This window comes from Pseudomonas sp. HMSC066A08, from assembly GCF_001813025.1.
In the GTDB taxonomy this organism is placed as follows: domain Bacteria; phylum Pseudomonadota; class Gammaproteobacteria; order Pseudomonadales; family Pseudomonadaceae; genus Pseudomonas; species Pseudomonas aeruginosa.
Genome location: NZ_KV811323.1, coordinates 271,024 through 296,439, shown reverse-complemented (window position 1 = coordinate 296,439; position 25,416 = coordinate 271,024). Strand labels below are relative to the sequence as shown.

The window sequence follows — 25,416 nt, the reverse complement described above, 5'->3', positions numbered from 1 at the left end:
CATGCGTCAGGAGTCATCTATGTTGTCCAATGCCCAACGTGCCCTCATCAAAGCCACCGTACCGCTGCTGGAGACCGGCGGCGAAGCGCTGATCACCCATTTCTACCGCACCATGCTCGGCGAGTACCCCGAGGTGCGCCCGCTGTTCAACCAGGCCCACCAGGCCAGCGGCGACCAGCCGCGGGCGCTGGCCAATGGCGTGCTGATGTACGCCAGGCACATCGACCAGTTGCAGGAACTCGGCCCGCTGGTGGCCAAGGTGGTGAACAAGCATGTCTCCCTGCAGGTGCTGCCCGAACACTATCCGATCGTCGGCACTTGTCTGCTGCGGGCGATCCGCGAGGTCCTCGGCGAACAGATCGCCACCGACGAAGTCCTCGAAGCCTGGGGCGCGGCCTACCAGCAATTGGCCGACCTGCTGATCGAGGCCGAGGAGTCGGTGTATGCCGCCAGCGCCCAGGCCGATGGCGGCTGGCGCGGCGTGCGGCGCTTCCGCGTGGCGCGCAAGCAGGCGGAGAGCGAGGAAATCACCTCGTTCTACCTGGAGCCGGTAGACGGCCAGCCGCTGCTGGCGTTCCAGCCGGGACAGTACATCGGCTTGAGGCTGGACATCGATGGCGAGGAAGTGCGCCGCAACTATTCGCTTTCCGCTGCCAGCAACGGCCGCGAATACCGCATCAGCGTCAAGCGCGAGGCGGGTGGACGGGTCTCCAATCACTTGCATGACCGGGTCGCCGAGGGCGACGAACTGGATCTGTTCCCGCCGGCTGGCGATTTCGTCCTGCGTGACAGCGACAAGCCGCTGGTGCTGATCACCGCTGGCGTCGGCATCACCCCGGCCCTGGCCATGTTGCAGGAAGCGCTGCCGCAGGCGCGGCCGATCCGCTTCATCCATTGCGCCCGGCATGGCGGCGTGCATGCCTTCCGCGACTGGATCGAAGACGTGTCGGCGCAGCACGAGCAGGTCGAGCACTTCTTCTGCTACAGCGAACCGCGTGCCGGCGACAGTGCCGACGCCGAGGGATTGCTGAGCCGCGAGAAGCTGGCCGACTGGTTGCCGCAGGAGCGCGACCTGGACGCCTACTTCCTCGGACCCCGGCCTTTCATGGCGCAGGTCAAGCGCCATCTGGCCGACCTCGGCGTACCCTCGCAGCAATGCCACTACGAGTTCTTCGGTCCGGCCGCCGCGCTGGACGCCTGAAGCGACGGGCCGGCGCGAGGTGCGTCGGCCCTTTTCGGAAAAAGGAGATCGAGATGAACGCTCTGTTCGATTGTCCACGGCGGGTGCTGCGGATCGGTCACGGGCTGCTGGCGGCCGGCCTGGCGCTGCTCGTCGCCGGCGTGATCGCCGCCTATTTCCTCGACCGCTACCTGAACATGCCGGCGCTGGTGTTTTCCCACGCGCTGGTGATCCTCGGCCCGACCCTGTTGAAGATCGGCTACGTGATGCGCCTGAGCGCACTGTTCCGCATGCGTCGACCCGGTTGGGAGGTCTGCTGTGCAAGTGCTTGATCGTTCCAGGCTGATGGCCATACCGCCGATCTGGCGCCTGGGCTTCCGCCCGTTCTTCCTCGGCGGCGCACTGTTCGCGGTGCTCGCCATCGCGCTCTGGCTGGCGGCGCTGGCCGGGCTCTGGAGCGGCTGGCAACCGGTCGGTGGCTGGCTGGCCTGGCATCGTCACGAAATGCTCTTCGGTTTCGGCGTGGCGATCATCGCCGGCTTCCTGTTGACCGCCGTGCAGACCTGGACCGGCGTACCCGGCCTGCAGGGCAGACCCCTGGCCCTGCTCGCCGGGCTCTGGCTGGCGGCGCGCCTGGCCTGGCTATTCGATGCGCCGCTGGCGCTGCTGCTGGTACTGCAACTGAGCTTCCTGCCGCTATTGGCCTGGGCTATCGGCCGCAGCCTGTGGCGGGTGCGGCAGAAGCGCAATTACCCGGTGGTGGGCCTGTTGCTGCTGTTGACCCTGGCCGACGCCCTGGTCCTGCTCGGCCTGTTAGAGGGCAACGACGACTGGCAACGGCGTGCCGCCATCGCCGCGCTATGGTTGATCGCCGGGATGATGAACCTGATCGGCGGGCGGGTGATCCCGTTCTTCACCCAGCGCGGTCTCGGCCGCCAGCAGCAGGTGCCGGCGCTCGCCTGGCTGGACAATGGCATCCTGCTGGGCTGCGTGCTGGTGGCGCTGCTCAGCGCCGCGGGCGTCACGGCGCAGCCGGCGCCCTGGCTTGCAGGACTGTTCGCCGCCCTCGGTGGTGCGCAACTGTGGCGCCTGTGGCGTTGGCGCGATCGCGGCATCTGGCAGGTGCCGCTGCTCTGGTCGCTGCACCTGGCGTATTTCTGGATCGCCGTGGCGCCGCTTGGCATGGCGCTCTGGAGCCTGGGCCTGGCACTGGCGCCGAGCCAGGCGCTGCACGCGCTGGCGGTGGGCGGCATGGGCGGGTTGATCCTGGCGATGCTGGCACGGGTCACTCTCGGCCATACCGGTCGCGCGCTGCAACCGCCGGCAGCGATGCCCTGGGCTTTCGCCCTGCTCAATCTCGGCTGCGCGGCGCGGGTGTTCCTGCCCAGCCTGTTGCCGGCGAACTGGGCGCTGCCCCTGGCAGGCGGACTGTGGGCTCTAGCGTTCCTGTTGTTCGCCTGGTGCTACGCGCCGATGCTGTGTCGTCCGCGGGTCGACGGCCATCCCGGTTGATCAGGGGGCTTGCCGCAGACGCCGCAGCTCCTGGTTCAGCCAGTCGGCGGAGTTGCGCGTCTGCCCGGCGCAGCGCACCCGATAGGGCGTGCCGCTGAGGCTGCTCTGGGTCGCGGCGCGCTCGATGAAGTCCTCGCTGCTGGCGACCAGGTCCTTGCGCTCCAGGTAGTCGAGCTTCTTCTGCAGGTGGGCACGGGCTTCCGCGGCCGGGTATTCGCTGCCGTTGCGGATGAAGGTGCAGCCGCTGTCTTCAACAAAGCTCAGCAAGCGGCCGATCTCCTGGTTCGCCTGCGGGGAGGGCACGGCCAGCGCCGGCAGGCTCGAGGCCAGCAGCCAGCAGGCGGCGCAGGTAGTCCGCCAGGTAATCGTGAAAGCGCGCATCGTTCCAGTACTCCATGTGGCTCAACGGGGTGTGCCGCTTGTACCAGGGACCGACCGGCAGGGCGAGGTCCTCGTGGACGACCGCGGCGTAGTTCTGCAACGGCCGCAGCGGATAGCCGAGCGGATCGGCCGGCGCGTAGACGTTCAGCCAGCGTGCCTGCTGGCGGATCGCCGGGGTCAGGCAGTGGCCGGGAAAACGGATCGGACAGACCTTCTCGTAGGCGAAGGTGAACAGCGGGATGTTGCAACCGAAGGTGACCAGCCCGGCCAGGGTTTCCAGGCCGAGGAAGGGGTCGATCGAGCAACTCGGCGTGCGGTTGAGTTTCTGCTGGTCCCAGATGAAATTGGACACGATGTGCCCGCCCAGGGAGTGGGCGAGGATCACCAGCGGCGTCTGCGGCCCGACCTTCGCGCGCAGGGCCATGATCCCGCTGCGCACGTGCTGGTGGACCTGCTGGTAGGTGGTGTCGTAGGCGGCGCTGACCTTGCGGTAGCCGCTGGCATCGCCGAGGAACAGCGTCACCGCCCGGCGCAGCCAGCGCCAGCCCAGCGGCTCGCGCTCGATGCGCTTGAGGTAGTCCAGCTCGCGGGCGTCCAGCACGCTGGCCCAGTACAGGCTCTGGAAGGCCACCTCGCCGGCTTCCGCGCCGAGACGTCGGCGCAGCGCCGCTACCAGTTCGCGGGCGTAGCTGTGCAGACCGTCCTCGTCGCGGCTATCGGGCTGGTCGCCGATGCCGTGGATCAGCGCTACGGCCAGTTTCATGCAGGATCCTTCTCGTCGGTGGCGGCTCAGTCCAGCGCTTGCAGGCGTTCGCCGAGCCGGCCGCCGTCGACCAGTTCGAGGAATTCGTCGCCGAGCCTGCGGCTTTCCGCCATCGCCTGGCGCCAGTAGCGCTCGCGGCCGTCGTCGTCGCCGAGGTAGCGGGTGAAGTCCTTGCGGTCCGGCAGCTTGGCGTGCGGCAGGCGCGCCAGGTACTCGCGCGACGGCGCCAGCAGCAGCACGTCCTGCAGGCGCCCGGCGTCGCCACGGCGCCAGGGCAAGCCCTTGTCGAACCAACCGGGGATCACCTTGTCGGTGAAGTGCGGGTAGAGCACCACGCCGCGGTCCTCGTAGGGCAGGTCGAGATGGTAGTCGAGCAGGCCGCCGTCGCGGTAGGTGCCGGGGCCGGCGCCAGGCAGGTCGCGGACGCCTTCCATGACCATCGGGATCGAGCCGGAGGCGAGCAGCGCCTGGCGCAGGTTGCCGCCGTCCAGGTGCAGGTAGCGCGACGGGAAGTCGGTCAGCGCGGCCAGCGGCGGCGCCTGGCGGGCGTCATGCAGGATCACCCGTTCGAAGTGGCGGTGCAGGTGGCGGCGGCCGATCAGGTTGTCGCGGATCACCGAGGACAGCCCCAGGCCGAGGCTGGCCTTGTGGTCGTGGGCGAGGCGCCCGTGGCTCTTCACCACCACCACGTTGAGGCGGTACAGCGGGTTGTCGAGGATCCGCGCGTCCTGGCCGGCGAGCAGGTCGTCGAGCATCGCCGCGCACTTGCGCGAGACTTCGGCGATGCTCACGCCCTTGGGAAAACGCTGCCGGGTGTACAGCTCGCCGAGGCGGGTGAGGCCGGCCACGGCGTCGGGCAGGCAGGCACTGGCGAAGCGCCAGGAACCGATGGAGGCGCCGATCAGCGAGCGTTCGCGCGGGGCACGCGGCAGCCACTCGCCGAAGATCGCCAGGTCCAGTCCCTGGATGCCCAGCGCCTTTGGCCCGCCGGCGGCACCGGGGACGATACCGACGTCGGCCGGCTGCAGACCGCGCTCGCGGATGCGGGCGAGGGCGCGGCGACCGGCCTTGAGGGTCAGTGCGGGGGACTTGATCTGGATGGCTGGCATGCTGGTCTTCTCCCTTGCGGACCGGCGATTATAGGACGAGTTGTCGCAGGACCAAGCGCTTTCGAACGCCGGCGAGCCCCATCGCAGAGGCTTTCCGTTACCCTATGGCGCGCCCCGGCCATGTCCTTGCGGCAAATTCAGCTTCAATTAAGAGCGCCCGGTTAATCTGCAAACCGTCGAAAGCAACACGATTAATTCCCACGGAGAGATTTCCATGAAGAAACTGACTGCCCTGTTCGCCGCCACCGCCATCGCCCTGACTGCCGGCCTGGCCCAGGCCCGCGACCTCGGCCCGGACGAGGCGCTGAAGCTGCGCGACGCCGGGACCATCAAGTCCTTCGAAGAGCTGAACAAGAACGCCATCGCCAAGCATCCCGGCTCGAGCGTCCACGATACCGAGCTGGAAGAGGAATACGGCCGCTACATCTACCAGGTCGAGTTGCGCGACCCGCAGGGCGTGAAATGGGACTTGGAGCTGGATGCCGCTACCGGCGCCGTGCTCAAGGACCACCAGGACGACTGATGAAATGGCTCATGCGCTACGCCGGGATCGTCGCACTGGTCCTGGCGGTCATCAGCCTCGAGGCGATGGCGCGCGACCTGGACCAGGACGAGGTCCTGCGCCTGCGCCAGGACGGTGTGATACAGCCGCTCGAATCCCTCATGCAGGAAGCCCTGGGGCGTTACCCCGGGGCGCGCCTGCTGGAGGTCGAGCTGGAAGAGGAAGACGATGTCTATGTCTACGAGGTGGAGCTGCTCACCCGCGACGGCGTCGTGCGTGAACTGGAACTGGATGCCCGCAACGGTCGCATCCTGAAGGACGAGGAAGACGACTGATGCGGTTGCTGCTGGTTGAGGATCACGTTCCCCTGGCCGACGAGCTGATGGCCAGCCTGACCCGCCAGGGCTACGCGGTGGACTGGCTGGCCGACGGCCGCGACGCGGCGCTGCAGGGCGCCAGCGAACCCTACGACCTGATCATCCTCGACCTCGGCCTGCCCGGGCGTCCCGGCCTGGAGATACTCCAGGAGTGGCGTGGCCTGGGCCTCGCGACTCCGGTGCTGATCCTCACCGCGCGCGGTTCCTGGGCCGAGCGCATCGATGGGCTCAAGGCCGGCGCCGACGACTACCTGACCAAACCGTTCCATCCGGAAGAGCTGGCCTTGCGCATCCAGGCCCTGTTGCGCCGCGCCCATGGGCTGGCCAACCAGAGCCAGCTGGAGGCCGCCGGGCTGCGCCTGGACGAGCAGCGCCAGTGCGTGTGCCTGAACGGCGCCGACGTCGACCTGACCGCCGCCGAATTCCGCCTGCTGCGCTATTTCATGCTGCACCCCGGCCAGGTCCTGTCCAAGGGGCACCTGGCCGAGCATCTGTACGACGGCGAGACCGAACGCGATTCCAACGTCATCGAGGTCCACGTCAACCACCTGCGGCGCAAGCTCGGTCGCGAGGTGATCGAGACCCGCCGCGGCCAGGGCTACCGCTACGCCGGGGTGGCCGCCGGATGAGGTCGATCCAGCGGCGCCTGAGCGTCGGCCTGTTCGCGGTGCTGCTGGTGGTCGGGCTGGTCCTCGCGCAGACCGGCCTGTGGCTGTTCGACCAGGGCCTGCGGCGCTATTTCGCCGGCAACCTGCGCGAGGAGGCGGAAAACCTGCTGGTGGCCATGGTGCGCGGGCCGAACGGCATGCAACTGGACGAACAACGTCTCAACCCGGCGTTCCAGCGCCCGTATTCCGGGCGCTATTTCGTCATCGAGCTGGAAAAGGACACCTGGCGCTCACGCTCCCTGTGGGACAGCGAGCTGGAAGTGCCGCACAAGAAAGGGCTGGTCCAGGGCTTGGTCGATGGACCCGAGGAGCAGCGACTGCTGGTGTTCCGCGGCCACTACAAGCGCATGGGCCAGAAGCTGCGGATCGTGGTGGCGCAGGACTATACGCCGATCCTGGAAAGCTTCGCCCGTGTGCAGTGGATGGGTCTGGGCGCCGGCGCCCTGGCGCTGCTCCTGGTATTGCTGTTGCAGCGCCTGACCGTGCGTCGTTCGCTGCGTCCGCTGGAGGAGGTGCGCCTGCAGATCGCCCAGTTGCAGCAGGGCCAGCGCAGCCAACTGGACAACCAGGCTCCCGAGGAACTGGAGCCGCTGGTGGAGCAGATCAACCACCTGCTGGCACACACCGAGGAGACCCTGAAGCGTTCGCGCAACGCCCTGGGCAACCTCGGTCACGCCCTGAAGACGCCCCTGGCGGTGCTGGTCAGCCTCGCCGAGCGCGAGGAGATGGCGCGCCAGCCGGAGTTGCAACAGGTGCTGCGCGAACAACTGGAACAGATCCAGCAGCGCCTCGGTCGCGAGTTGGGCAAGGCGCGCCTGGTCGGCGAAGCGCTGCCTGGCGCACATTTCGATTGCGCCGAGGAGTTGCCGTCGCTGTGCGACACCCTGCGCCTGATCCACGGCCCGCACCTGCAGGTGAGCTGGAGCGCGCCACCGGGGCTGCGCCTGCCATGGGACCGCGAGGACCTGCTGGAGATGCTCGGCAATCTGCTGGACAACGCCTGCAAGTGGGCCGATAGCGAAGTCCGCCTGACCGTCGCGCAGGGCGAGGGCATGGTCCGCCTGAAGGTCGACGATGACGGCCCCGGCATCCTCCCCGACCAGCGCCAGGCGGTGCTCGAGCGGGGTACCCGGCTCGACGAGCAGGTCAGCGGCCATGGCCTGGGCCTGGGCATCGCGCGCGACATCGCCGAGGCCTGCGGTGGCCGCCTGAGTCTCGAAGACAGCCCGCTGGGCGGCCTGCGAGTGGGCATCGAGTTGCCGTTGCAGAAGAGCGGCCGCGCCGCCAGGGCTTAACAGTTCTTCACCATTTGCCGACAGTCCCGGCAAGATTTCTTCCTGCGCTTTCCCTAGCATCCCGGGCTTCTTGCAAGGAGGTCTTGGACGATGAAACGGCGGACGGGTACGGGCCGCTGGCGCTGGGCGCTGATGCTGCCGGTGCTGGTGTTCCTGTTGGGCGAGTCCAGTGGACAGCGAGAGGAGGGGCGGTCGCCGCGGTTACCCGCGCAGGCTCGCTACGAGCAGGCCGTGGAAAACGCGTTGCGCAGCGAGCGCGGCGAGCCGCGACAGGCCGGGACAGCGGCAGCGAAGGTAGCCGAGGCGGGAGCCCCGGCACGTCTGCGCGGCTGGCTGCGCTCGCTGGCCCGCCTGGCGATCTGGGGGACCTATGGCCCCCCGGCGCTATTCAGGCCGTGAACGGTCAGGCCTTGAACTGTTCCATCAGGCCCTGCTGGTGGTTGGCCAGGCGGTTCAACGACTGACTGACCTGGGCCGATTCCTCGGCCTGGCTCGACAGCGACTCGGTGACGTCACGGATCGCCGCGACATTGCGGTTGATCTCCTCGGCTACCGAGCTCTGCTCCTCGGCGGCGCTGGCGATCTGCAGATTCATGTCGTTGATCACCGTCACCGCCTCGCCGATCCGTTGCAGCGCGGTCACCGCTTCATCCACCTGCTCGACGCTGCCCTGGGCCTGGCGATGGCTGCCGTGCATGGCGTCGACCACGTCGCGGGTGCCCTGTTGCAGGCCTTCGATCACCCCGCGGATCTGTTCCACCGAGTCCTGGGTGCGCCGGGCGAGGTTGCGCACTTCGTCGGCGACCACCGCGAAGCCGCGGCCGGCGTCGCCGGCGCGGGCCGCCTCGATGGCCGCGTTGAGCGCCAGCAGGTTGGTCTGCTCGGCGATGGCGCGGATCACTTCCAGCACCGAACCGATTTCCTCGCTGCTGCTGGCCAGTTGCTCGACCTGGCCCATGGCGCTGGTCAGGTTGGCGGCCAGGCTGTCGATGCTCTGGGTGGTGCGGTCGATCAGCGCCAGGCCGTCGCGGGTCGCCTGGTCGGCACCGCGCGCGGCGTCGGCGGCCTGGGCGGCGCTACGGGCGACGTCCTGGGCAGTGGCGGTCATCTCGTGGGATGCGGTGGCGACCTGGTCGATCTCGCGGAACTGCTGCTGCATGCCGGCGCTGGTCTGGCTGGAAATCGCCGCCGACTGGTCGGCGGTACTGCGCGCATCGCGCACCGAGACCTTCACGTCGCGGATGATCGGCTGCAGCTTGTCGAGGAAGCGGTTGAACCAACCGGCCAGTTCGCCCAGCTCGTCGCGCCCGGTGTGCGGCAGACGCTGGGTCAGGTCGCCTTCGCCGCTGGCGATGTCGCGCAGCATGTGGGCGACGCCGAGGATCGGCCGGGTCACGCCGCGGGCGCTCAGCCACAGCACCAGCAGGCCGAGCACCGCGGCGCCGAGGCCGAGGCCCAGTTCGACCCAGGTGCCTTCGCGGCGCATGTCGTCCAGTTGCCGCTCCAGCGCCAGGGCTGGGCCTAGGAGGGCGCTCTTCGGTACTTCGAGGAGCACGCCCCAGGGCTTGGCGCCGGGAATCGGCTGCAACGGTTGCAGCACCTTGAGGTCGTCGTTCTCGTTGAACAACCGGCTCTTGCCGGCGGCCAGCAGTTGCAGGAGTTCGCCGGCGTGCTGCGGATCCGCCTTGGCCAGGTTCTTGCCGAGCAGGCCGGCGTCGCGGCTGTTGCCGGCGAACAGCCCGGCCGGGCTGAGGATGCCGACCTGGCCGACGCCGTCGTAGAGTTCGCGGTTGCCCTGTTCGCTGAGCGCCTGCAGGTTGCTCAGGTTGATGTCCAGGCCCATCACGCCGATCACCTTGCCATCCAGTTCGAGGGGGAAGGCGATGCTGGTCATCAGCAGTTGGCGTTCGCCGACCTTGTCGAAGTAGGGGTCGAGCACGCAGGGTTGCCCGCTTTCCTTCGGGCAGGTGTACCAGGCGTTGTAGGCCGCGCCGCTGGGCCCGCTGCTGGTGTCGGCGAGTTCGGACTCGACCATCGACTCGGATTCCAGTTGTCCCGGCGTGGCCTGCGCCCAGTACAGGGAGAAGCGTCCCTTGTCATTGCTGCCCAGGGCGGGCTGGTCGACGAACAGTTCGTCCTTGCCGTCCAGCGCGTTGGGTTCGAAGACCACGTACAGGCCGAGTACCTCGGGATTGGCGGCGAGCGCGGTGCGCACCTGGCGGGTCAGGTCTTCGCGCAGGTCGTAGGCATCCAGGAAGCGCTTCTGCGCCTGGTCGCGGAGGAACAGGATCTGCCGGGAGAAGCCCTTGCCGTACTGGAAGGCATCCATGAAATAGCGCTGGATGCGTAACGCCTGCAATTCCCCGCGGGCTTCCAGGCGCAGGCGCGCCGATTCGTCGAGCATCTGCGTACTGGCGCTTTTCACCAGCACGCTGCTGTGCTGCATGCGGTAGACCGAAAGGCCGACCAGCAAGGCGACCACGCCGAGCAGGCAGAGCCCTGCCAGCAGGGTGATCTTCCATTGGATGGACAGGCGGCGAAGGAACATGGGAGGGGTCCTTGTACGAAGAAACTGCGGGGGCCCAAGGCTTATCGGCAGGGCTCGCCCATTCTTGACGACGGTCCGTTCGCTGGCGCCGGATTGCCGTCGTTCGGCGAATCGCACGCAAGAACCGTGCACAACGGTTTATAGCCAGGCGACATTCGCGCATGCGCGGCTTTGACAGGCGGGGATGGCTGTAGCAGAGTACGCCCCTTTTTTCGGCCGCAGACGGTCGACTTCGTTTCATTTGCAAGGAGTTCAACGATGAACGCAGTGGTGCTGGCGGTGGGGCTGATGCTCGTCCTCAGCCTTTGCCGTGTGCATGTCGTGCTGGCGCTGATCATCGGCGCGGTGGTCGGCGGACTGTTCGGTGGCCTAGGCCTGGAGGGGACTCTCAAGGCCTTCAACGGCGGCCTCGGCGGAGGTGCCACGGTGGCCCTGTCGTACGCCATGCTCGGCGCCTTCGCCGTGGCCATCGCCCGCTCCGGCGTGGCCCATGCGCTGGCCGACAAGGTCCTGGCGCTGCTCGGCCGGCACGACGAGCAAGGCAAGGGCTCCGGTGCGTTCAAGTGGATCCTGGTCGGCCTGCTGCTCTGCGTGGCGGTATCCTCGCAGAATATCCTGCCGATCCACATCGCCTTCATCCCGCTGCTGGTGCCGCCGTTGCTCTATGTGCTGAGCAAGCTGCAGATCGACCGGCGATTGATCGCCTGCGTCATCACCTTCGGCCTGATCACCCCGTACATGTTCCTGCCGGTGGGCTTCGGCAACATCTTCCTCAATGAAATCCTGCTGGCCAACGTGGCGCGCAACGGCGTCGACATCAGCGGGATCAACGTCACCCACGCCATGTTCATCCCGGCCCTGGGCATGCTCGCCGGACTGCTCATCGCGGTGCTGTTCAGCTACCGCCGCAAGCGCGTCTACGACTTGCAGCGGATCGAGCAGGCCGAACGCGTCGACGTCAGCTACAACCCGAAGAGCCTGGCGGTGGCCGGGGTATCCATCGTCGCCGCGTTCGTCGTACAGCTGTGGCTGGACTCGATGATCATCGGCGCGCTGGCCGGTTTCGTGGTCTTCTCGCTGTCCGGCGTGGTGCGCTGGAAGGAGACCGACGACCTGTTCACCGAAGGCATGAAGATGATGGCCACCATCGGTTTCATCATGATCGCCGCGGCCGGTTTCGCCGAGGTGATGAAGGCCACCGGCGAGGTGCAGAGCCTGGTCGACGCCTCGGTGGCCTGGATCGGCAACAGCAAGGCGGTCGGCGCCATGCTGATGCTGCTGGTCGGCCTGCTGGTCACCATGGGCATCGGCTCGTCGTTCTCCACCGTGCCGATCATCGCCGCGATCTTCGTCCCGCTGGCGGTGCAACTGGGCTTCAGCCCGCTGGCCATCGTCAGCATCGTCGGCACCGCCGGCGCGCTGGGGGATGCAGGTTCTCCGGCGTCGGACTCGACCCTTGGGCCGACCTCCGGGCTCAACGTCGACGGCCAGCACAATCATATCTGGGACACCGTGGTGCCGACCTTCCTGCACTACAACCTGCCGTTGCTGGTGTTCGGCTGGGCCGCCGCGATGTTGCTCTGAGTCCCATCTCGGGCGGTCGCCTGACGGAATGTCGGGCCAGCCGCTTAAGCTTCCGACGGGATTGCCGATGAAACGGGAATCCCGTTTTTTATTGGGCGTCATGCTAGGAGTTGATGATGCGTCTGACCCTGAAATCCAAAGTCCTCCTGCTGGCCATGGTGCCGGTGCTGCTCTTCGCCCTGGTGCTCAGCGGCGGAGCGGTGCTGATCCTGAAAAAACAGGCTGATGCCGAAGTCAAGGATACCCGCGAGCGCCTGCTCGGCGACCGTCGTGCCGAACTCGAGCACTACGTGCAGATCGCCATGGGCAGTATCCAGGCCGAGTACGACCGCTCGGCCAACGGCGACCTGAATGCCCGCGCCGAGGCCGTCGCACGCCTGTCGAAGATCAAGTACGGCAAGGACGGCTATATCTTCGGCTACGACTCCCAGGTGGTGCGCCTGTTTCGCGGTGACAGCCCGGTGGACGTCGGCAAGAGCTTTCGCGACCGCCGCGATCCCAGCGGCGTCTACCTCAACCGCGAACTGGTGGAGGCCGGCCGCAACGGCAGTCACTACGTGACCTATACCTCGCCGCTGCCGGGCAACGAGAGCGTCATGGTGCCCAAGCTGTCCTACACCCTGTACCTGCCGAAGTGGGACATGGTTATCGGCTCGGCGATCAACCTCGACGGCGTCGAGGCCCAGTTGGTGGAAATCAAGCAGGACATCGACGAGCGTATCGGCACCCTGATCGCCAGTATCGTGGGGATCGCCGGCGTCCTTCTGGTGGTCCTGCTGGTGATCGGCCTGGCGGTGGCCAACGCGATGCTGCGGCCGTTGCACCAGATCCGCCAGAACCTCGATGACATCGCCGCCGGCGAAGGCGACCTGACCCGGCGCCTGCCGGTGACCAGCCACGACGAGTTGGGCGAGCTGGCCGGTTCCTTCAACCGCTTCGTCGAGAAGATCCATGGCCTGGTGCGGCAGATCGCCGGGATGACCGGCGACCTCAAGCAACTGGTGGAGCAGATGTCGGCCCAGGCCGAGCGTTCCGAGCAGGCCATGGAGCGCCAGCGCCACGAGACCGACCAGGTCGCCACCGCGATCAACGAGATGTCCGCCGCCGCCCATGAAGTGGCGCAGAGCGCCCAGCGCGCCGCCGAGGCCGCGCAGCAGACCGACCACGAAGGCCAGGCGGCCAAGCGCGTGGTGGACGGCAGCATCGAGCGCATCCACGCGCTGGTGGACGAGATCCGCGACAGCGGGACTTCTCTGGATAGCCTGCAGCAGGACGTGCAATCCATCGTCAGTGTGCTCGGGGTGATCCGCTCCATTGCCGAACAGACCAACCTGCTGGCGCTCAACGCGGCCATCGAGGCGGCCCGGGCCGGCGAGGCCGGACGTGGCTTCGCGGTGGTCGCCGACGAAGTGCGGGCGCTGGCCAGCCGCACCCAGCAGAGCACCCAGGAAATCCAGGGCATGATCGATCGCCTGCAGCAGGGCACCAACGCCGCGGTCGACGCCATGCGCCGTTCCGGCGAGGCCGGCGAGGGCACCAGCAGCCAGGCCAACCAGGCCGGCGATTCGCTGGATGCCATCGCCCAGCTGATCGCCACCATCAACGCGATGAACGCGCAGATCGCCAGCGCCGCCGAGGAGCAGACCGCGGTGGCCGAGGAGATCAACCGCAGCGTGCACCAGATCGCCGGCGCGGTGGACAGCGTCGCCGACGAGGCCCAGCAGGGCGCGCAGACCGCCCGCAGCCTGGCGCAACTGGGCCAGGGCCTGGGCCGGCTGGTCGGTCAGTTCCGCATCTGACCCTTTCCCGCGCGACCGCTGCCGGCAAAAGAGCCAGCCGGCAGTGGTGCGCCACAGAGCCTTCCTGTCATTATTCGGCGGAGTCGGCCGGCAGTCGTGAACGATCCGCGTCCGCCGGCTGACTAATGCTTTGCTTCCCACTGCCAGATGGATTGGACATGCTCGACACGAAACTGGAATCCCGGACTTTTCTCCTGTTGCTGGCGGTGGTCACGCTCGCCTTCGGCTGGCTCCTGCTGCCGTTCTACGGCGCGGTGTTCTGGGGCACCATCCTGGCGATCATCTTCGCCCCGGTGCAACGCCGCCTGCAGGTGCGCCTGAGGGATCGGAAGAACCTCGCCGCGCTGATCACCCTGCTGGTCTGCGTGCTGATCGTGATCATCCCGGTGATCTTCATCGCCGGTTCGCTGGTGCAGGAAGGCGCGAGCGTCTACCAGCGGGTCAAGTCCGGCGAACTGAACTTCGCCGCCTACCTGCAGCAGGCGGTGGCCGCCTTGCCGCCATCGGTGCACCAGTGGCTGGAGCGCTTCGACCTGGCCAATCTCTCGAGCCTGCAGGAGAAGCTCTCCTCGGTGGCGATGCAGGCCAGCCAGGTGGTGGCGACCAAGGCGTTCAGCATCGGCCAGAACACCCTCGACTTCGTCATCAGCTTCGGCATCATGCTCTACCTGCTGTTCTTCCTCCTCCGCGACGGTCGCGTGCTCGGCCGGCGGATCAAGCAGGCGGTGCCGCTGAGCCAGGAACACAAGCACCACCTGTTCGCCAAGTTCACCACGGTGATCCGCGCCACGGTGAAGGGCAACATCGCCGTGGCTGCCACCCAGGGCGCCCTCGGCGGCCTGATCTTCTGGCTGCTGGGCATCGAGGGCGCCTTGCTCTGGGGCACCCTGATGGCCTTCCTGTCGCTCCTGCCGGCCATCGGTGCGGCGCTGATCTGGGCGCCGGTGGCGGCCTACTTCCTGCTCACCGGGGCGATCTGGCAGGGCGTAGTGCTGATCCTGTTCTGCGTGGTGGTGATCGGCCTGGTGGACAACATCCTGCGCCCGATCCTGGTCGGCAAGGACACCAAGATGCCGGACTACGTGGTGCTGATCTCCACCCTCGGCGGCATGGCCCTGTTCGGCCTCAACGGCTTCGTCATCGGTCCGCTGATCGCTGCGCTGTTCATGGCCAGCTGGGACCTGTTCACCGGCCGCGAGGAAGAACCGGCGGCCTGATCCATGCCGCGCGTCGACCCGGAAAAAGCCGTGGCTCCAGCCACGGCTTTTTTCATTGTGCGTTCTCCAGTACCTGGAGAACGGAGGGAACAGGGTGGAAACCGCCCGGTTTTATGAATTCCAGAATTCAGACCGGATCCTGGAATATTCCCTCTCCGAACGGACGAGTCGGCTGTTCGGCAATACCTGGAAATAGCGAATCTTTATTTTTATCTAATTGATATTTAAGTGTTTTATAGGTTTTCTGCAGGGCGTTTTCGAGGATTGGCACGTGGCCTGCTATCTCGCTCCGAAACATCGCATTTCGCCTGAATCGGAGTACAGCCTTGCTATCAACCTTCATTCACACCCCGTTGTTCGAACTCCTGGCACGCTTCTGCATCGACATCGCCGCGGTACTGGTACTGATCTTCGGCATGTACTACCGGCGCCACCAGGACAAGGAACTGGTCACTGCGGCGGCGCTGTTCAACATCTTCGTGTTCGCCGTGCTGACCATCCTGTCGAGCGTCGAGTTCAGCGTTGCCGCCGGTTTCGGCCTGTTCGCCATTCTCGCGCTGTTCACCCTGCGCTCCGAGCCGATCAGCAAAATCGAGATCACCTACTTCTTCGGCAGCGTGGCCATCGCGGTCCTCTGCTCGGTACAGGGCACCACGTTGCCGCTAGTCATGGCGACGGTGCTGCTGGTGCTGCTGGGTGCCTATGCGTTCGATCACCCGCGGATCCTGCGCTCGGTCGAGAGCATCAAAATCACCTTCGACCAGGTCAATGTGCATGCGCTCTCCGATCCCGCGGCGATGCACGCCGACATCGCCGAGCGGTTGGGCGTGGAGGTGGTGTCCTACGAAGTCCGCACCATCGATTACCTCAATGACACCGCCAGCATGCGGGTCTTCTACCGTAAACGTTGAAGGTGCCCGCCATGACCCAGCATAGCGACCTGCTCGGCTTCGCTCCGCAACGCACGGCACCGCGAATTCCCCGCGCTCCGGGAGCCGACACGGCTTGTTCCTCTGGTCCGGACAGCCTGTTCCACGCCATCGGCCTCGAGCGGCTCAACGCCACCGCCTCGATGCTGGTCCGGCGCGACAACAAGTACGTGGTTCGCGAGGAGAGCCTGGCGCCGGCCTGGGCGGCGCTGGCCAGGCAGTTCGACATGCTCGAGATCGACGGGACGCGCGATTTCCTCTACGACACCTGCTATTTCGACGATCCTGCCTACACCAGCTATTTCGACCACCATCGCGGCCGGCGGCAACGCTGCAAGATCCGCATGCGCAGGTACGTCGACGCCCGGTTGTGCTTCGCCGAGATCAAGCTGAAGGGCAAGCGCGGCCAGACCGAGAAGCGTCGCGTGGCCTGCCCGCTGGAACAGTACGGGATGCTGGACGACGGCAGCGAGGCGCAGATCCGCGCGGCCTACCGCGAACTCTACGGGCGCGCGTTCGAGCAGGTGCTGGAGCCGGTCGTGTGGATGCGCTACCGCAGGACGACGCTGGTCGCCAAGGAGGGCGGCGAACGGATGACCATCGACCGTGGCCTGGTGTTCAGGGATGCCTCCGGTACCTGCCGGATAGACGACGGCCTGGTCATCGTCGAAACCAAGTCGGGCAACGCCAACGGCATCGCCGACAAGATCCTCCGTGCCTTGCATCAGCATCCCACCAACGGCGCTTCCAAGTACTGCGTCAGCCTTGCCGCGCTGGGGAGGGTCGGCAAGTACAACAAGCTGCTGCCCGCATTGCGCAAGCTCGATGTGCTTCCCCTGTGAGGCCAGGACGCGAACCCCGTTGCCCAGCTCTCGCTGGCTCCGATTTTCGAAAGGACATTCCCATGCATTCCAGCGTAGCGCTGACCGCCGCCCTGATGGCCTTCGCGCTGTTGGCTGCGGCACCCCAGGCGACGGCGGGGGCATCCGTCCCGGCGCCCTCGGCCGCGCGTTCCGATCCGGCGCGCTTCACCTTCGCGGCGACCGCGCGGGTCGGCGACATCCACCTGACCGAACTCTCCGGCCTGGCCTGGGACGAGGACGAGAAACGCCTGTACGCGGTGTCCGACACCGGCCACCTGTTCCATTTCCGGCTCCGTCTCGACGGCGATGCGATCGCCGCCATCGAGCCGATCGGCGCGGTCGCACTGGCGGACCCTCAAGGGATCGGCGCGAAGGCCGGGGAGTTCAATGCGGAAGGCTTGACGCTCCGCAACGCCACGAATGGGGTGCCGGGCGACAGCGAGCTCGTCGTCGCACTGGAAGGCAAGCCGTCCAGGCTCGCCCGTTTCGGCGCGGACGGCCGCCTGCTGGGCGAACTGGAAGTACCGTCGCCGGCCGCCGACCTGAGCCTCTACCGCAAGAAGGGGCGCGGCCTGGAGGCGCTGGCGATCCACCCCGACTACGGGCTTCTCACCGCTCCCGAGGCGCCGTTGCTGGGACAGCCGGAGACGCTGCATACGGTATACGCGAAGGGCCGTCACTGGTCGTTCGCGCGCCAGTCGCCGGGCAGTCGGTTGAAGGCGCTCGATGTGCAAGCGGATGGCGAGTTGCTCGTCCTCGAGCGCAACAAGGCAGGTTCGAAGAACGCGCTGTCGGCAAGCCTGCGACGTGTCGATCTCGCCGCCTGTGGCCTGGACGACCTGTGCCAGGCCGACACCCTGGCCGTACTCCCGGTCGGGCCGGACAATTTCGAAGGCATGACCTTGCTCGATTCCCGGCATCTCTTGCTGGTGAGCGACAACGCCAGCCTGGTGACTCGCGACACGCTCTTCGTGCTGCTGGTGTGGCCATGAGCCTCTCTCTGGCGAGACGCGTACGCCGTCTGAAAAATGCCTTGTCGCTCATCCTGCCCGCGGCCTGCCTGGGAACGCTGGCGGAAGCGGGGGCGGTCGAACTCAAGCTCGGCGGCCGTCTGCATCTCGACTACGCGGCGCACCGGGCCGATACCAAGCCGCTGGACAATGGCTTCCTCGTGCGGCGGGCGAAACTGGGCGTCGATGGCAAGCTCGATGACGACTGGTCGTTCGAGGTTTCCTACGATTTCGCCGATCCTTACCAGGTCACCGATGACGGCTCCAGCAAGGTGGGCAGGTTCAAGGATGGTTTCGACGACGTCGCGCTGCGCTACGATGGCTGGAAGCATGCCGACCTGAGCCTGGGCCAGTTCAAGGTGCCGTTCGGGCTGGAAGAGCTGACCAGTTCGAACAACATCACCTTTGTCGAGCGAGCGTTGCCGACCGCCGCCTTCGCCCCGTCGCGACGGTTGGGCCTGGGCGTGGGCAGCAACCGTGAGCGCCATACCCTGTCGGCCATGGGCTTCGGCTCGTCCATCGATGGCGACGACAGGGGACGCGGCGTCGCGGCGCGGGCCACCTTCACGCCGATCGACAGCGGCGCGGGCGGCACGTTGCTGCACCTGGGCATCGCCGCGGTGGTCGAGCGCCCGAGGGGCGAAGTCAAGTTCAATGCGCGACCGGAATCCAGGGTTTCGGACGTGAAGCTGGTGAACACCGGCACGCTACGCAATGTCGAGCGTATCGAACGCGGCGGGCTCGAGGCCGCCTGGAGGAGCGGCCCGGTCTCGCTGCAGGCGGAATGGATGCGAACCGCGGTCGAGCGTGGCCACGGCACTCCCGATGCGCGCCTGGAGGGCTGGTACGTCATGGGCAGCTGGCTGCTCACCGGCGAGTCGCGGCAGTACCGGAATGGCCGGTTCAGGGGCGTTCCGTTGCAGCGCTCGGGCGGTGCCTGGGAACTGGCCGCGCGCTACAGCCGCATCGACCTCGACGACGGCAAGGTCAGGGGAGGCGAGGAGGGCAACCTCAGCCTGGGCCTGAACTTCTACGCCAACAAGCGCCTGCGTATCATGCTCGACTACATTGACGTGCATAGCGATCGACGGGGCGGGTCGGACAACCCGAACATCCTGCTGCTACGCACGCAGCTTGCGTTCTAGGGCGCGCGGCCTTGTGGAGAGGGAGAGTGGCAAGAACCCGAATACTGATCGTCGACGACGAGGACAGCATCCGCTTCGGCATGCGCGGCTTCCTGGAGTCGCGAGGCTATGGCGTCGTCGATGCCGACAGCTGCCAGCGCGCCCGGGAGCTGTTCCAGGCCTCGCCGCCGGACGTCGCGGTCATCGACTATCGGTTGCATGACGGCAGCGCGCTGGACCTGCTGCGCGATTTCCGACGGCTCGAGCCGGACGTGCCGGTGATCGTTCTGACGGCCTACGGCTCGATCGACCTGGCCGTACAGGCGATCAAGGAGGGCGCGGAGCAGTTTCTCACCAAGCCGATCGAGATGCCCGCGTTGCACGCCATCCTCAAGCGCCTGCTGGACAACCGGCGGCTGCAACGCCAGCAGCGGATCGTGGTGACCCGCGAGCAGCGCGAGCGGATCGACCCGCTGTTCGGCGAGAGCCCGGCCATTCGCGCGCTGGCCGAGCAGGTCGACAAGGTGATGGGCAGCGACAGTCCGATTCTCATTCTGGGGGAGACCGGCACCGGCAAGAGCCTGCTGGCGAAGTGGCTGCATCTTCACGGCCCACGCGCCGACGAGCCCTTCGTCGATCTGAATTGCGCGGGGCTGTCGCCGGACTTCCTGGAAACCGAGCTGTTCGGTCATGAGAAGGGCGCCTTCACCGGGGCAACCGCGAGCAAGCCGGGTATCCTCGAAATCGCCGATGGCGGCACGGTCTTCCTCGACGAAATCGGCGATGTCGATCCGCGTGTGCAGCCCAAGCTGCTCAAGGTACTGGAGGAACAACGCTTTCGCCGCCTGGGCGCGGTACGCGAGCGGGAGGTCGACATCCGGCTGATCGCCGCCACCCACCAGGACCTTGCCGGCAAGGTGAAGGAGCGGACATTCCGCAGCGACCTGTATTTCCGAATCAGCAGCATTCCGTTGAGCATGCCCGCGTTGCGTGAGCGTAAGGAAGACATCCCCGCGCTCGCCCGGACGCTGCTCGCGCGCCTGGCCGATGCTCCCGGCCGGAGCGTGCGGCTGGGCGAGGACGCCGAGCAGGCGCTGTGCGGCTACGCCTGGCCCGGCAATATCCGTGAGCTGCGCAACGTACTGGAGCGTGCGGTGCTGCTGCGCAATGGCGATACCATCGCGCGCCGCGACCTGCGCTTCGAGTCGACGCCGCTCCAGGACGTGCAGGTCGGCGATACCGGCCTCACCCTGCAGCAGGTCGAGCGACAGCACATCGAGCGGGTCCTGCGCGAAGTGGGTGGCAAGGTCGAGCAGGCTGCGCTGCGCCTCGGTATTCCGCGCAGCACGCTCTACCAGAAGATCAAGGTGCACGGCATCGTCGCAGCGCAGAACGATCCTGGCTGAGAGCGTCATGCCGGCGGTGCCCGGCCGTCGGCACGGAGGAGCGCGACATGGTCAAGGCGAAAATCTACGCGGGGATCGCGATCATCGTGGTATTCGGCGTGATGTCGATGCTGTACGTCTATCGTGGCCTGGATGAGGTCGTCGGGCATCTGACCAGGCTCGAACGCATCGGGGCGCCGTTCAGCATCGCCGCCCTCGAAATGGAAAAGAATGTCGGTGAGTACGCCTTCGGGGTACAGCAGTACATCGTGCGGCCCGACCCGGAGATCCGCGCGGAGACCGCGAACGACAGCACGGATTTTTCCCGCTACCACGCCAGCTACATGCAGTTGAGCCGGACCAGGCGAGAAAACGAGCTGGGGCACCATCTCGCCAGCGACTTCGGCAAGCTTTCGAGGATCGGCGCCACACTGATGGATAAGCGGGACCGGCTCGATGTCGGCTTCGCGCACGTTACCGGCCTGCTGGAGCAGGTCGTTACCATTACCGGACAGTCGCTGCCGTTGGCGGCGGCGCAGCGGGAGCCGGCGCGCAGCCGGAGCCTGGCAGCGCTCGCGAACCTGAAGGCGCGGGCGGCACAAGCGGAGCTCCGGCTCTCCGCTTTCCGGCGGCGACCGACAGCGTTGGCGATGCGGCAGGCGCAGGAGGAGCTCGCCGAGCTCGAGGAAGCCCTTTCAGGCTATCGCCGACTGTCGTTGGGGAACGAGGCGCGACGGCTGGAGGACGAGCTTGTGGCCCTGCGTATTCCGCTCAGGAGCGGGGTCGAGGCATGGCTTTCCGGCGAGGGTGCCCTCCAGGCGCTTGCCGGTGAGTTCGCCCGGTTGCAGGAGCACATCGACGATGTCTGCGACAAGGAGATCGAACCGCTGGCGGCGAAGGGGCTGACGACACCGCAGGAGCAGGCGGATCGAATCGCGGTGCGGGTGCTGGACATGCTGCGCTATGCGATTCCCCTCTACCTGCTGGTCGCGCTGGGTGTCGGCGCGTCGCTGGTGCTGGCGATCGTCCGGCCGTTGCGAACGCTGGCGTCGGGAACCCGGGCGATTGGGGCGGGTGACCTTGACTACCGCATCCTCGAGCGGAACAGGGATGAGTTCGATGACCTTGCCCGGCAGTTCAACCGGATGGTGGCGCGCTTGCAGGAAAGCACGGTGTCCAGGGGGCTGCTGGAGGACAGCGAGCGGAGATTGCGCCTGACGGTCGCCGAACTGCGCGAGGAAATCGCGGAACGCGAGCGCTCCGAGCGGGAACGGGAAAAGCTGCAGGCCGAGTTACGCCGCAGCGAGGCGATGGCGGCCATGGGCCGCCTGGTCGCGGGTGTCGCCCACGAGGTGCGCAATCCGCTGTTCGGCATTTCCTCGACCCTGGACGCGCTGGAGGCGAGCGCCAATGTCGGCAAGGGCGGCGAGCGCCACCGGGAGGTGCTGCGCGGCGAGGTGGGACGGCTGAACAAGCTGATGACGGACCTGCTCGAATACGGCCGGCCACCGGGCGAGACGTTCTCCAGCGGCCGCCTCGGCCAGGTCATCGTCGAGGCGGTTCGTATCTGCGGCCCGGCCGCGGAAGCCGCGGGTGTGGGCATCGTCTACCAGGTGGACGGCTGTGACGGCACGCTGCCGATGAATCATGGTCGCTTGCTGCAGGTATTCGTGAACCTGATCGAAAACGCCGTGCAGCATGCGCCGGCTGGCAGCCAGGTGACGGTGGCCGCGAAGACGCTCGAAGTGAACGGCCAGCGCTCGGTCGAGTGCCGGGTGGAGGACTCCGGTGCGGGCTTTGCCCCGGAAGACCTGCCGTTCATCTTCGATCCCTTCTTTACCCGGCGGCGTAAGGGCACGGGGCTAGGCCTGGCCATCGTCCAGCGCATCGTCGAGGAGCACAAAGGCTCGATCGAGGCTGGCGGCGCTGCGCAAGGCGGCGCGGTCATGCGCCTGCGCCTGCCCATCCCGGACTGAGTGCCGGCGCGTTCATGCCGCGCTGGGGTACGGCTTGAGCGCACAGGTGGCGAGGAAGGTGGGCATGAGGCCTCCGGGTTCATCCATGGAGCGCGGAGCATGCCATGCAGCGGGGGAGGGGGCGTGGGACGGGCCAAAGAAAAACCCCGCCGAGGCGGGGTTTTCGTGGAGCGGGCGACTCAGCCGGCGAGGGCCAGGCCGGAATGCTGGAGGATTTCCAGCAGCGGCTGCGGGTAGACGCCGAGGAAGAATGCCAGCAGGGCGATGGCCACCAGCATGATGCCGCCGGCGCGCTGGCCCCAGTTGAACGGTGCGTCGTGCTGGCGGATGCCGGGCTCGACCAGGAACAGGGTGACCATGACCCGCAGGTAGTAGTACAGGCCGATGGCGCTGCCCAGCACCAGGGCGCCGATCAGCCACCACAGGTGCGACTCGACGCCGACCGCGATCACGTAGAACTTGCCGATGAAGCCGGCGGTCAGCGGGATGCCTGCCAGCGACAGCATCATCACGGTCATCACCGCGGTCAGCACCGGCCGGCGCCAGAACAGGCCGCGGTACTCGAACAGCGCATCGGCGTCGCGGCCGCTGTACGGGGTGGACATCAGGGTGATCACGCCGAACGCGCCGAGGGAGGTCAGTACGTAGGTGGCCAGGTAGACGCCGACCGCTTCCACGGCCATGCCCTTGCTGGCGATCAGGGCGACCAGCAGGTAGCCCAGGTGGGCGATGGACGAGTAGCCGAGCAGGCGCTTGATGTTGCTCTGGGTCAGTGCCAGCAGGTTGCCGAAGAGGATCGAGGCGACCGCGATGACGCTCAGGGAGATGTTCAGCAGTTGGTTGTCCAGGGCCGCCGGGGCGATCTGGAACAGCCGCAGCAGCACGGCGAACACCGCGACCTTGCTGGCGGTGGCGAGGAACGCCGAGACCGGCGCCGGGGCGCCTTCGTAGACGTCCGGGGTCCACAGGTGGAAGGGCACCAGCGACAGCTTGAAGCCCAGGCCGACCAGCATCATGCCTACGCCAACGCTGACCAGCGGACCGCTCAGCACGTGTTCGGCGACCTTGGCGCCAAGGCCGGCGAAGCCCAGGGTACCGGACTCGGCGTAGAGCAGGGCCATGCCGAACAGCAGGAAGGCGGAGCCGGCGGCCGAGAGCACGGTGTACTTGATGCCGGCTTCCAGCGAGCGCTTGTTGAAGAAGGCGTAGGCGACCATCCCGTAGACCGGGACCGAGAGCAGCTCCAGGCCGATGAACAGGCTGGCCAGGTGCTGCGCGCTGACCAGCACCAGGCCGCCGGCGGTGGCCAGCAGCAGGAGCAGGTACAGCTCTTCGCGGTTACCCGGATAGCTTTCCATGTAGGCGTGGGCGAGGGTCACGCAGGCCAGGGCGGCGACCAGCACCAGGGCCATGTAGAAGCAGGCGTAGTTGTCCACCAGCACCAGCGGGGTCACCTCGATCGGGGTGACGCCGAGGACCGGCAGCAGCGACAGCAGGGCCAGGTTGAGGCCGATCACCGAGAGGGTGGCGGTGAACGAGTGATTGCGTTTCCAGGCTACCGCCAGCATCACCACCACCAGGGTGGCGCTGGTGATCAGCAGTGGCAGGAGCGCGATGAAGTGTTGGATCGTAAAGGTCATTTCGCGACTACCGTCCTGCAGGGGTGGAAAGGGCTGCGCCCAGCCATTGCTGCACGCCGTGCATGCTGGCCGCGGAGATGTCCAGCACCGGCTGCGGGTAGACCCCGAGCAGGACCAGCAGGACCGCCAGGCCGAGCACCATGCTCAGTTCGCGGGCATCGAGGCCGAGGATCGGCTCGTCGGACTGGCTGGGGCCGAAGTAGGCGCGGTGGATCATGATCAGCGAGTAGACCGAGGCGAAGACCAGGCCGAAGGTGGCGATCACGATGATCACCGGGACCACCTTGAAGGCGCCGATCAGGATCAGGAACTCGCCGACGAAGTTGCCGGTGCCGGGCAGGCCCAGCGACGCCGAGGCGAAGAACAGGCTGATCGCCGGCAGGTAGGGCATGCGCGACCACAGGCCGCCCATCTTGCGCATGTCGCGGGTATGCAGGCGCTCGTAGAGCTGGCCGCAGAGGATGAACAGCGCCGCGGCGGAGAGGCCGTGGGCGATCATCTGCACCACCACGCCCTGCAGCGCGACCTGGCTGCCGGAGTAGATGCCGATCATCACGAAGCCCATGTGCGAAACGCTGGAGTAGGCGACCAGGCGCTTGATGTCGGTCTGCGCGAAGGACAGCAGGGCACCGTAGAAGATGCCGATGATGCCGAGCCACATGGCGATCGGCGCGAATTCCGCCGAGGCGTTGGGGAACAACGGCAGGGCGAAGCGGATCAGGCCGTAGGCGGCGGTCTTCAGCAGGATGCCGGCGAGGTCCACGGAGCCGGCGGTGGGCGCCTGGGCGTGGGCGTCCGGCAGCCAGGAATGCACCGGCACCACCGGCATCTTCACCGCGAAGGCGACGAAGAAGCCGAGCATCAGCAGCCATTCCACGTGGGGGCTCAGCTGGGTCTTCAGCAGGGTGGCGTAGTCGAAGGTGATCACGCCGGTGGCATTGAAGTTGACGAACACCAGGCCGAGGATCGCCACCAGCATCACCAGGCCGCTGGCCTGGGTGAAGATGAAGAACTTGGTGGCGGCGTAGATGCGGGTCTTCTTGCCGTCATCGGAGCTGTGTCCCCACAGCGCGATGAGGAAGTACATCGGCACCAGCATCATTTCCCAGAAGAAGAAGAACAGGAACAGGTCGATGGCGAGGAACACGCCGATCACACCGCCCAGGATCCACAGCAGGTTCAGATGGAAGAAGCCGATGCGGCGCTGGATCTCGTTCCAGGAGCAGAGGACCGAGAGCACGCCGAGCAGGCCGGTGAGGGCGACCATCAGCAGTGATAGGCCATCCATCGCCAGGTGGATGCTGATGCCGAGACGCTCGATCCACAGCACCTTGAATTGCAGGGTCCATTCCGGCTCGCCGCCGGGCGCGGGCGCCAGCTGGAAGTCGCCGGTGGCCCAGATCCACAGGCTCAGGATCAGGACCAGGGTCATCGAAAGCAGCGCGATCCAGCGGGGCAGGGTCTTGCTGCTGTGTTCGGCGATCCAGCAGAGGAAACCGCCGATGAAGGGGATCAGGATTAGCCAGGGCAGAATCATGACAGGCTCAGTCTCTC

At 66.8% G+C, this 25,416-nt stretch carries 22 protein-coding genes and 2 pseudogenes; 17 read left to right on the top strand and 7 right to left on the bottom strand.

The features are described 5' to 3' along the window. The first annotated feature begins 19 nt into the window (after window positions 1–19). The 3 genes from hmpA to HMPREF2886_RS20990 are packed head-to-tail and all read left to right on the top strand — an operon-like array spanning window position 20 to window position 2,692. On the top strand, window positions 20–1,201 hold the full coding sequence (gene hmpA / locus HMPREF2886_RS21000; RefSeq protein WP_003090503.1) for an NO-inducible flavohemoprotein: 1,182 nt from the start codon (window positions 20–22) through the stop codon (window positions 1,199–1,201). A gap of 53 nt (window positions 1,202–1,254) precedes the next feature. Further along, window positions 1,255–1,512, top strand: a complete 258-nt coding sequence (ppyR, locus tag HMPREF2886_RS20995; RefSeq protein WP_003090502.1) for a psl/pyoverdine operon transcriptional regulator PpyR — start codon at window positions 1,255–1,257, stop codon at window positions 1,510–1,512. After that, the gene (locus HMPREF2886_RS20990; protein ID WP_057389531.1) at window positions 1,499–2,692 is read left to right on the top strand and encodes an NnrS family protein; all 1,194 of its coding nucleotides are present in this window, start codon (window positions 1,499–1,501) and stop codon (window positions 2,690–2,692) included. The genes ppyR and HMPREF2886_RS20990 overlap by 14 nt, the downstream gene beginning before the upstream one ends. Here HMPREF2886_RS20990 and HMPREF2886_RS33625 read toward each other — a convergent pair whose 3' ends face one another. Genes HMPREF2886_RS33625 through HMPREF2886_RS20980 form a run of 3 tightly spaced genes read right to left on the bottom strand, consistent with a single transcriptional unit; the run spans window position 2,693 to window position 4,945 of the window. Then, window positions 2,693–2,959, bottom strand: a complete 267-nt coding sequence (locus HMPREF2886_RS33625; protein ID WP_033968079.1) for a YfeK family protein — start codon at window positions 2,957–2,959, stop codon at window positions 2,693–2,695. Next, window positions 2,943–3,836 (bottom strand): hypothetical protein, encoded by an 894-nt coding sequence (locus HMPREF2886_RS20985; protein ID WP_003131077.1) that lies wholly within the window; start codon window positions 3,834–3,836, stop codon window positions 2,943–2,945. The genes HMPREF2886_RS33625 and HMPREF2886_RS20985 overlap by 17 nt, the downstream gene beginning before the upstream one ends. A gap of 26 nt (window positions 3,837–3,862) precedes the next feature. Further along, window positions 3,863–4,945 carry a patatin-like phospholipase domain-containing protein gene (locus HMPREF2886_RS20980; protein WP_003113385.1) on the bottom strand — a complete coding sequence of 361 codons (1,083 nt, stop codon included), beginning with the start codon at window positions 4,943–4,945 and terminating at the stop codon, window positions 3,863–3,865. A gap of 214 nt (window positions 4,946–5,159) precedes the next feature. On the opposite strand from HMPREF2886_RS20980, the gene HMPREF2886_RS20975 reads away from it, so the two are divergent. The 5 genes from HMPREF2886_RS20975 to HMPREF2886_RS20955 all read left to right on the top strand — a co-directional run bounded on the left by HMPREF2886_RS20975 (window position 5,160) and on the right by HMPREF2886_RS20955 (window position 8,186). Continuing rightward, window positions 5,160–5,468, top strand: a complete 309-nt coding sequence (locus HMPREF2886_RS20975; RefSeq protein ID WP_003090497.1) for a PepSY domain-containing protein — start codon at window positions 5,160–5,162, stop codon at window positions 5,466–5,468. Further along, on the top strand, window positions 5,468–5,782 hold the full coding sequence (locus HMPREF2886_RS20970; RefSeq protein ID WP_003097704.1) for a PepSY domain-containing protein: 315 nt from the start codon (window positions 5,468–5,470) through the stop codon (window positions 5,780–5,782). Before HMPREF2886_RS20975 ends, HMPREF2886_RS20970 begins: the two co-directional genes overlap by 1 nt. After that, window positions 5,782–6,453 (top strand): two-component system response regulator CarR, encoded by a 672-nt coding sequence (gene carR / locus HMPREF2886_RS20965; protein ID WP_033968082.1) that lies wholly within the window; start codon window positions 5,782–5,784, stop codon window positions 6,451–6,453. The genes HMPREF2886_RS20970 and carR overlap by 1 nt, the downstream gene beginning before the upstream one ends. Next, window positions 6,450–7,787, top strand: coding sequence for a two-component system sensor histidine kinase CarS (gene carS, locus HMPREF2886_RS20960; RefSeq protein WP_033968084.1), 1,338 nt, complete (start codon window positions 6,450–6,452; stop codon window positions 7,785–7,787). Before carR ends, carS begins: the two co-directional genes overlap by 4 nt. 90 nt (window positions 7,788–7,877) lie before the next feature. Next, window positions 7,878–8,186: a hypothetical protein gene (locus HMPREF2886_RS20955; RefSeq protein WP_003097699.1), complete on the top strand. Its 309-nt coding sequence runs from the start codon at window positions 7,878–7,880 to the stop codon at window positions 8,184–8,186. A 4-nt stretch (window positions 8,187–8,190) separates the two neighbouring features. On the opposite strand, the pseudogene HMPREF2886_RS35335 reads toward HMPREF2886_RS20955, so the two are convergent. Beyond that, window positions 8,191–8,727 (bottom strand): annotated as a pseudogene (locus tag HMPREF2886_RS35335) (methyl-accepting chemotaxis protein); the annotation flags it as partial. A gap of 369 nt (window positions 8,728–9,096) precedes the next feature. Further along, window positions 9,097–10,116: pseudogene (locus tag HMPREF2886_RS35330) on the bottom strand (chemotaxis protein); the annotation flags it as partial. A 477-nt stretch (window positions 10,117–10,593) separates the two neighbouring features. Between HMPREF2886_RS35330 and HMPREF2886_RS20945 the strand changes: the two are divergent. The 9 genes from HMPREF2886_RS20945 (at window position 10,594) to HMPREF2886_RS20905 (ending at window position 22,222) form a co-directional block, all read left to right on the top strand. Next, a complete protein-coding gene (locus HMPREF2886_RS20945) occupies window positions 10,594–11,919 on the top strand; it encodes a Na+/H+ antiporter family protein (protein ID WP_070748263.1) in 1,326 nt (441 codons plus the stop codon). 113 nt (window positions 11,920–12,032) lie between these two features. Beyond that, entirely contained in the window at window positions 12,033–13,718 is a 1,686-nt protein-coding gene (locus HMPREF2886_RS20940; RefSeq protein ID WP_083318589.1) for a methyl-accepting chemotaxis protein, read from the top strand. A gap of 158 nt (window positions 13,719–13,876) precedes the next feature. Then, window positions 13,877–14,935: an AI-2E family transporter gene (locus tag HMPREF2886_RS20935; RefSeq protein ID WP_033968094.1), complete on the top strand. Its 1,059-nt coding sequence runs from the start codon at window positions 13,877–13,879 to the stop codon at window positions 14,933–14,935. A 326-nt stretch (window positions 14,936–15,261) separates the two neighbouring features. Then, window positions 15,262–15,846: a DUF4956 domain-containing protein gene (locus HMPREF2886_RS20930; protein WP_033968097.1), complete on the top strand. Its 585-nt coding sequence runs from the start codon at window positions 15,262–15,264 to the stop codon at window positions 15,844–15,846. Window positions 15,847–15,857: 11 nt separating this feature from the next. Further along, entirely contained in the window at window positions 15,858–16,706 is an 849-nt protein-coding gene (locus HMPREF2886_RS20925; RefSeq protein WP_042163460.1) for a polyphosphate polymerase domain-containing protein, read from the top strand. Window positions 16,707–16,768: 62 nt separating this feature from the next. Continuing rightward, window positions 16,769–17,719 (top strand): esterase-like activity of phytase family protein, encoded by a 951-nt coding sequence (locus tag HMPREF2886_RS20920; protein WP_083318588.1) that lies wholly within the window; start codon window positions 16,769–16,771, stop codon window positions 17,717–17,719. A 41-nt stretch (window positions 17,720–17,760) separates the two neighbouring features. Then, a complete protein-coding gene (locus HMPREF2886_RS20915; protein WP_256562558.1) occupies window positions 17,761–18,882 on the top strand; it encodes an OprO/OprP family phosphate-selective porin in 1,122 nt (373 codons plus the stop codon). Window positions 18,883–18,908: 26 nt separating this feature from the next. Further along, window positions 18,909–20,267 (top strand): sigma-54-dependent transcriptional regulator, encoded by a 1,359-nt coding sequence (locus HMPREF2886_RS20910; protein ID WP_033968098.1) that lies wholly within the window; start codon window positions 18,909–18,911, stop codon window positions 20,265–20,267. Window positions 20,268–20,314: 47 nt separating this feature from the next. After that, window positions 20,315–22,222: a sensor histidine kinase gene (locus HMPREF2886_RS20905; RefSeq protein ID WP_033975412.1), complete on the top strand. Its 1,908-nt coding sequence runs from the start codon at window positions 20,315–20,317 to the stop codon at window positions 22,220–22,222. Between the two features lie 179 nt (window positions 22,223–22,401). On the opposite strand, the gene nuoN is transcribed toward HMPREF2886_RS20905, so the two are convergent. Both nuoN and nuoM read right to left on the bottom strand, forming a co-directional pair. After that, on the bottom strand, window positions 22,402–23,862 hold the full coding sequence (nuoN, locus tag HMPREF2886_RS20900) for an NADH-quinone oxidoreductase subunit NuoN (RefSeq protein ID WP_033968102.1): 1,461 nt from the start codon (window positions 23,860–23,862) through the stop codon (window positions 22,402–22,404). 7 nt (window positions 23,863–23,869) lie between these two features. Then, entirely contained in the window at window positions 23,870–25,399 is a 1,530-nt protein-coding gene (nuoM, locus tag HMPREF2886_RS20895) for an NADH-quinone oxidoreductase subunit M (protein WP_070748259.1), read from the bottom strand. Window positions 25,400–25,416: the final 17 nt, after the last annotated feature.

Coding starts and splice junctions, on each gene's coding strand:
- nuoN (WP_033968102.1), bottom strand. CDS start 23,862: ATGACCTTTACGATCCAACACTTCATCGCGCTCCTGCCACTGCTGATC.
- carR (WP_033968082.1), top strand. CDS start 5,782: ATGCGGTTGCTGCTGGTTGAGGATCACGTTCCCCTGGCCGACGAGCTG.
- HMPREF2886_RS20980 (WP_003113385.1), bottom strand. CDS start 4,945: ATGCCAGCCATCCAGATCAAGTCCCCCGCACTGACCCTCAAGGCCGGT.
- carS (WP_033968084.1), top strand. CDS start 6,450: ATGAGGTCGATCCAGCGGCGCCTGAGCGTCGGCCTGTTCGCGGTGCTG.
- ppyR (WP_003090502.1), top strand. CDS start 1,255: ATGAACGCTCTGTTCGATTGTCCACGGCGGGTGCTGCGGATCGGTCAC.
- HMPREF2886_RS20970 (WP_003097704.1), top strand. CDS start 5,468: ATGAAATGGCTCATGCGCTACGCCGGGATCGTCGCACTGGTCCTGGCG.
- nuoM (WP_070748259.1), bottom strand. CDS start 25,399: ATGATTCTGCCCTGGCTAATCCTGATCCCCTTCATCGGCGGTTTCCTC.
- HMPREF2886_RS20975 (WP_003090497.1), top strand. CDS start 5,160: ATGAAGAAACTGACTGCCCTGTTCGCCGCCACCGCCATCGCCCTGACT.
- HMPREF2886_RS20955 (WP_003097699.1), top strand. CDS start 7,878: ATGAAACGGCGGACGGGTACGGGCCGCTGGCGCTGGGCGCTGATGCTG.
- HMPREF2886_RS20905 (WP_033975412.1), top strand. CDS start 20,315: ATGGTCAAGGCGAAAATCTACGCGGGGATCGCGATCATCGTGGTATTC.
- hmpA (WP_003090503.1), top strand. CDS start 20: ATGTTGTCCAATGCCCAACGTGCCCTCATCAAAGCCACCGTACCGCTG.
- HMPREF2886_RS20920 (WP_083318588.1), top strand. CDS start 16,769: ATGCATTCCAGCGTAGCGCTGACCGCCGCCCTGATGGCCTTCGCGCTG.
- HMPREF2886_RS20945 (WP_070748263.1), top strand. CDS start 10,594: ATGAACGCAGTGGTGCTGGCGGTGGGGCTGATGCTCGTCCTCAGCCTT.
- HMPREF2886_RS20935 (WP_033968094.1), top strand. CDS start 13,877: ATGCTCGACACGAAACTGGAATCCCGGACTTTTCTCCTGTTGCTGGCG.
- HMPREF2886_RS20985 (WP_003131077.1), bottom strand. CDS start 3,836: ATGAAACTGGCCGTAGCGCTGATCCACGGCATCGGCGACCAGCCCGAT.
- HMPREF2886_RS20940 (WP_083318589.1), top strand. CDS start 12,033: ATGATGCGTCTGACCCTGAAATCCAAAGTCCTCCTGCTGGCCATGGTG.
- HMPREF2886_RS20925 (WP_042163460.1), top strand. CDS start 15,858: ATGACCCAGCATAGCGACCTGCTCGGCTTCGCTCCGCAACGCACGGCA.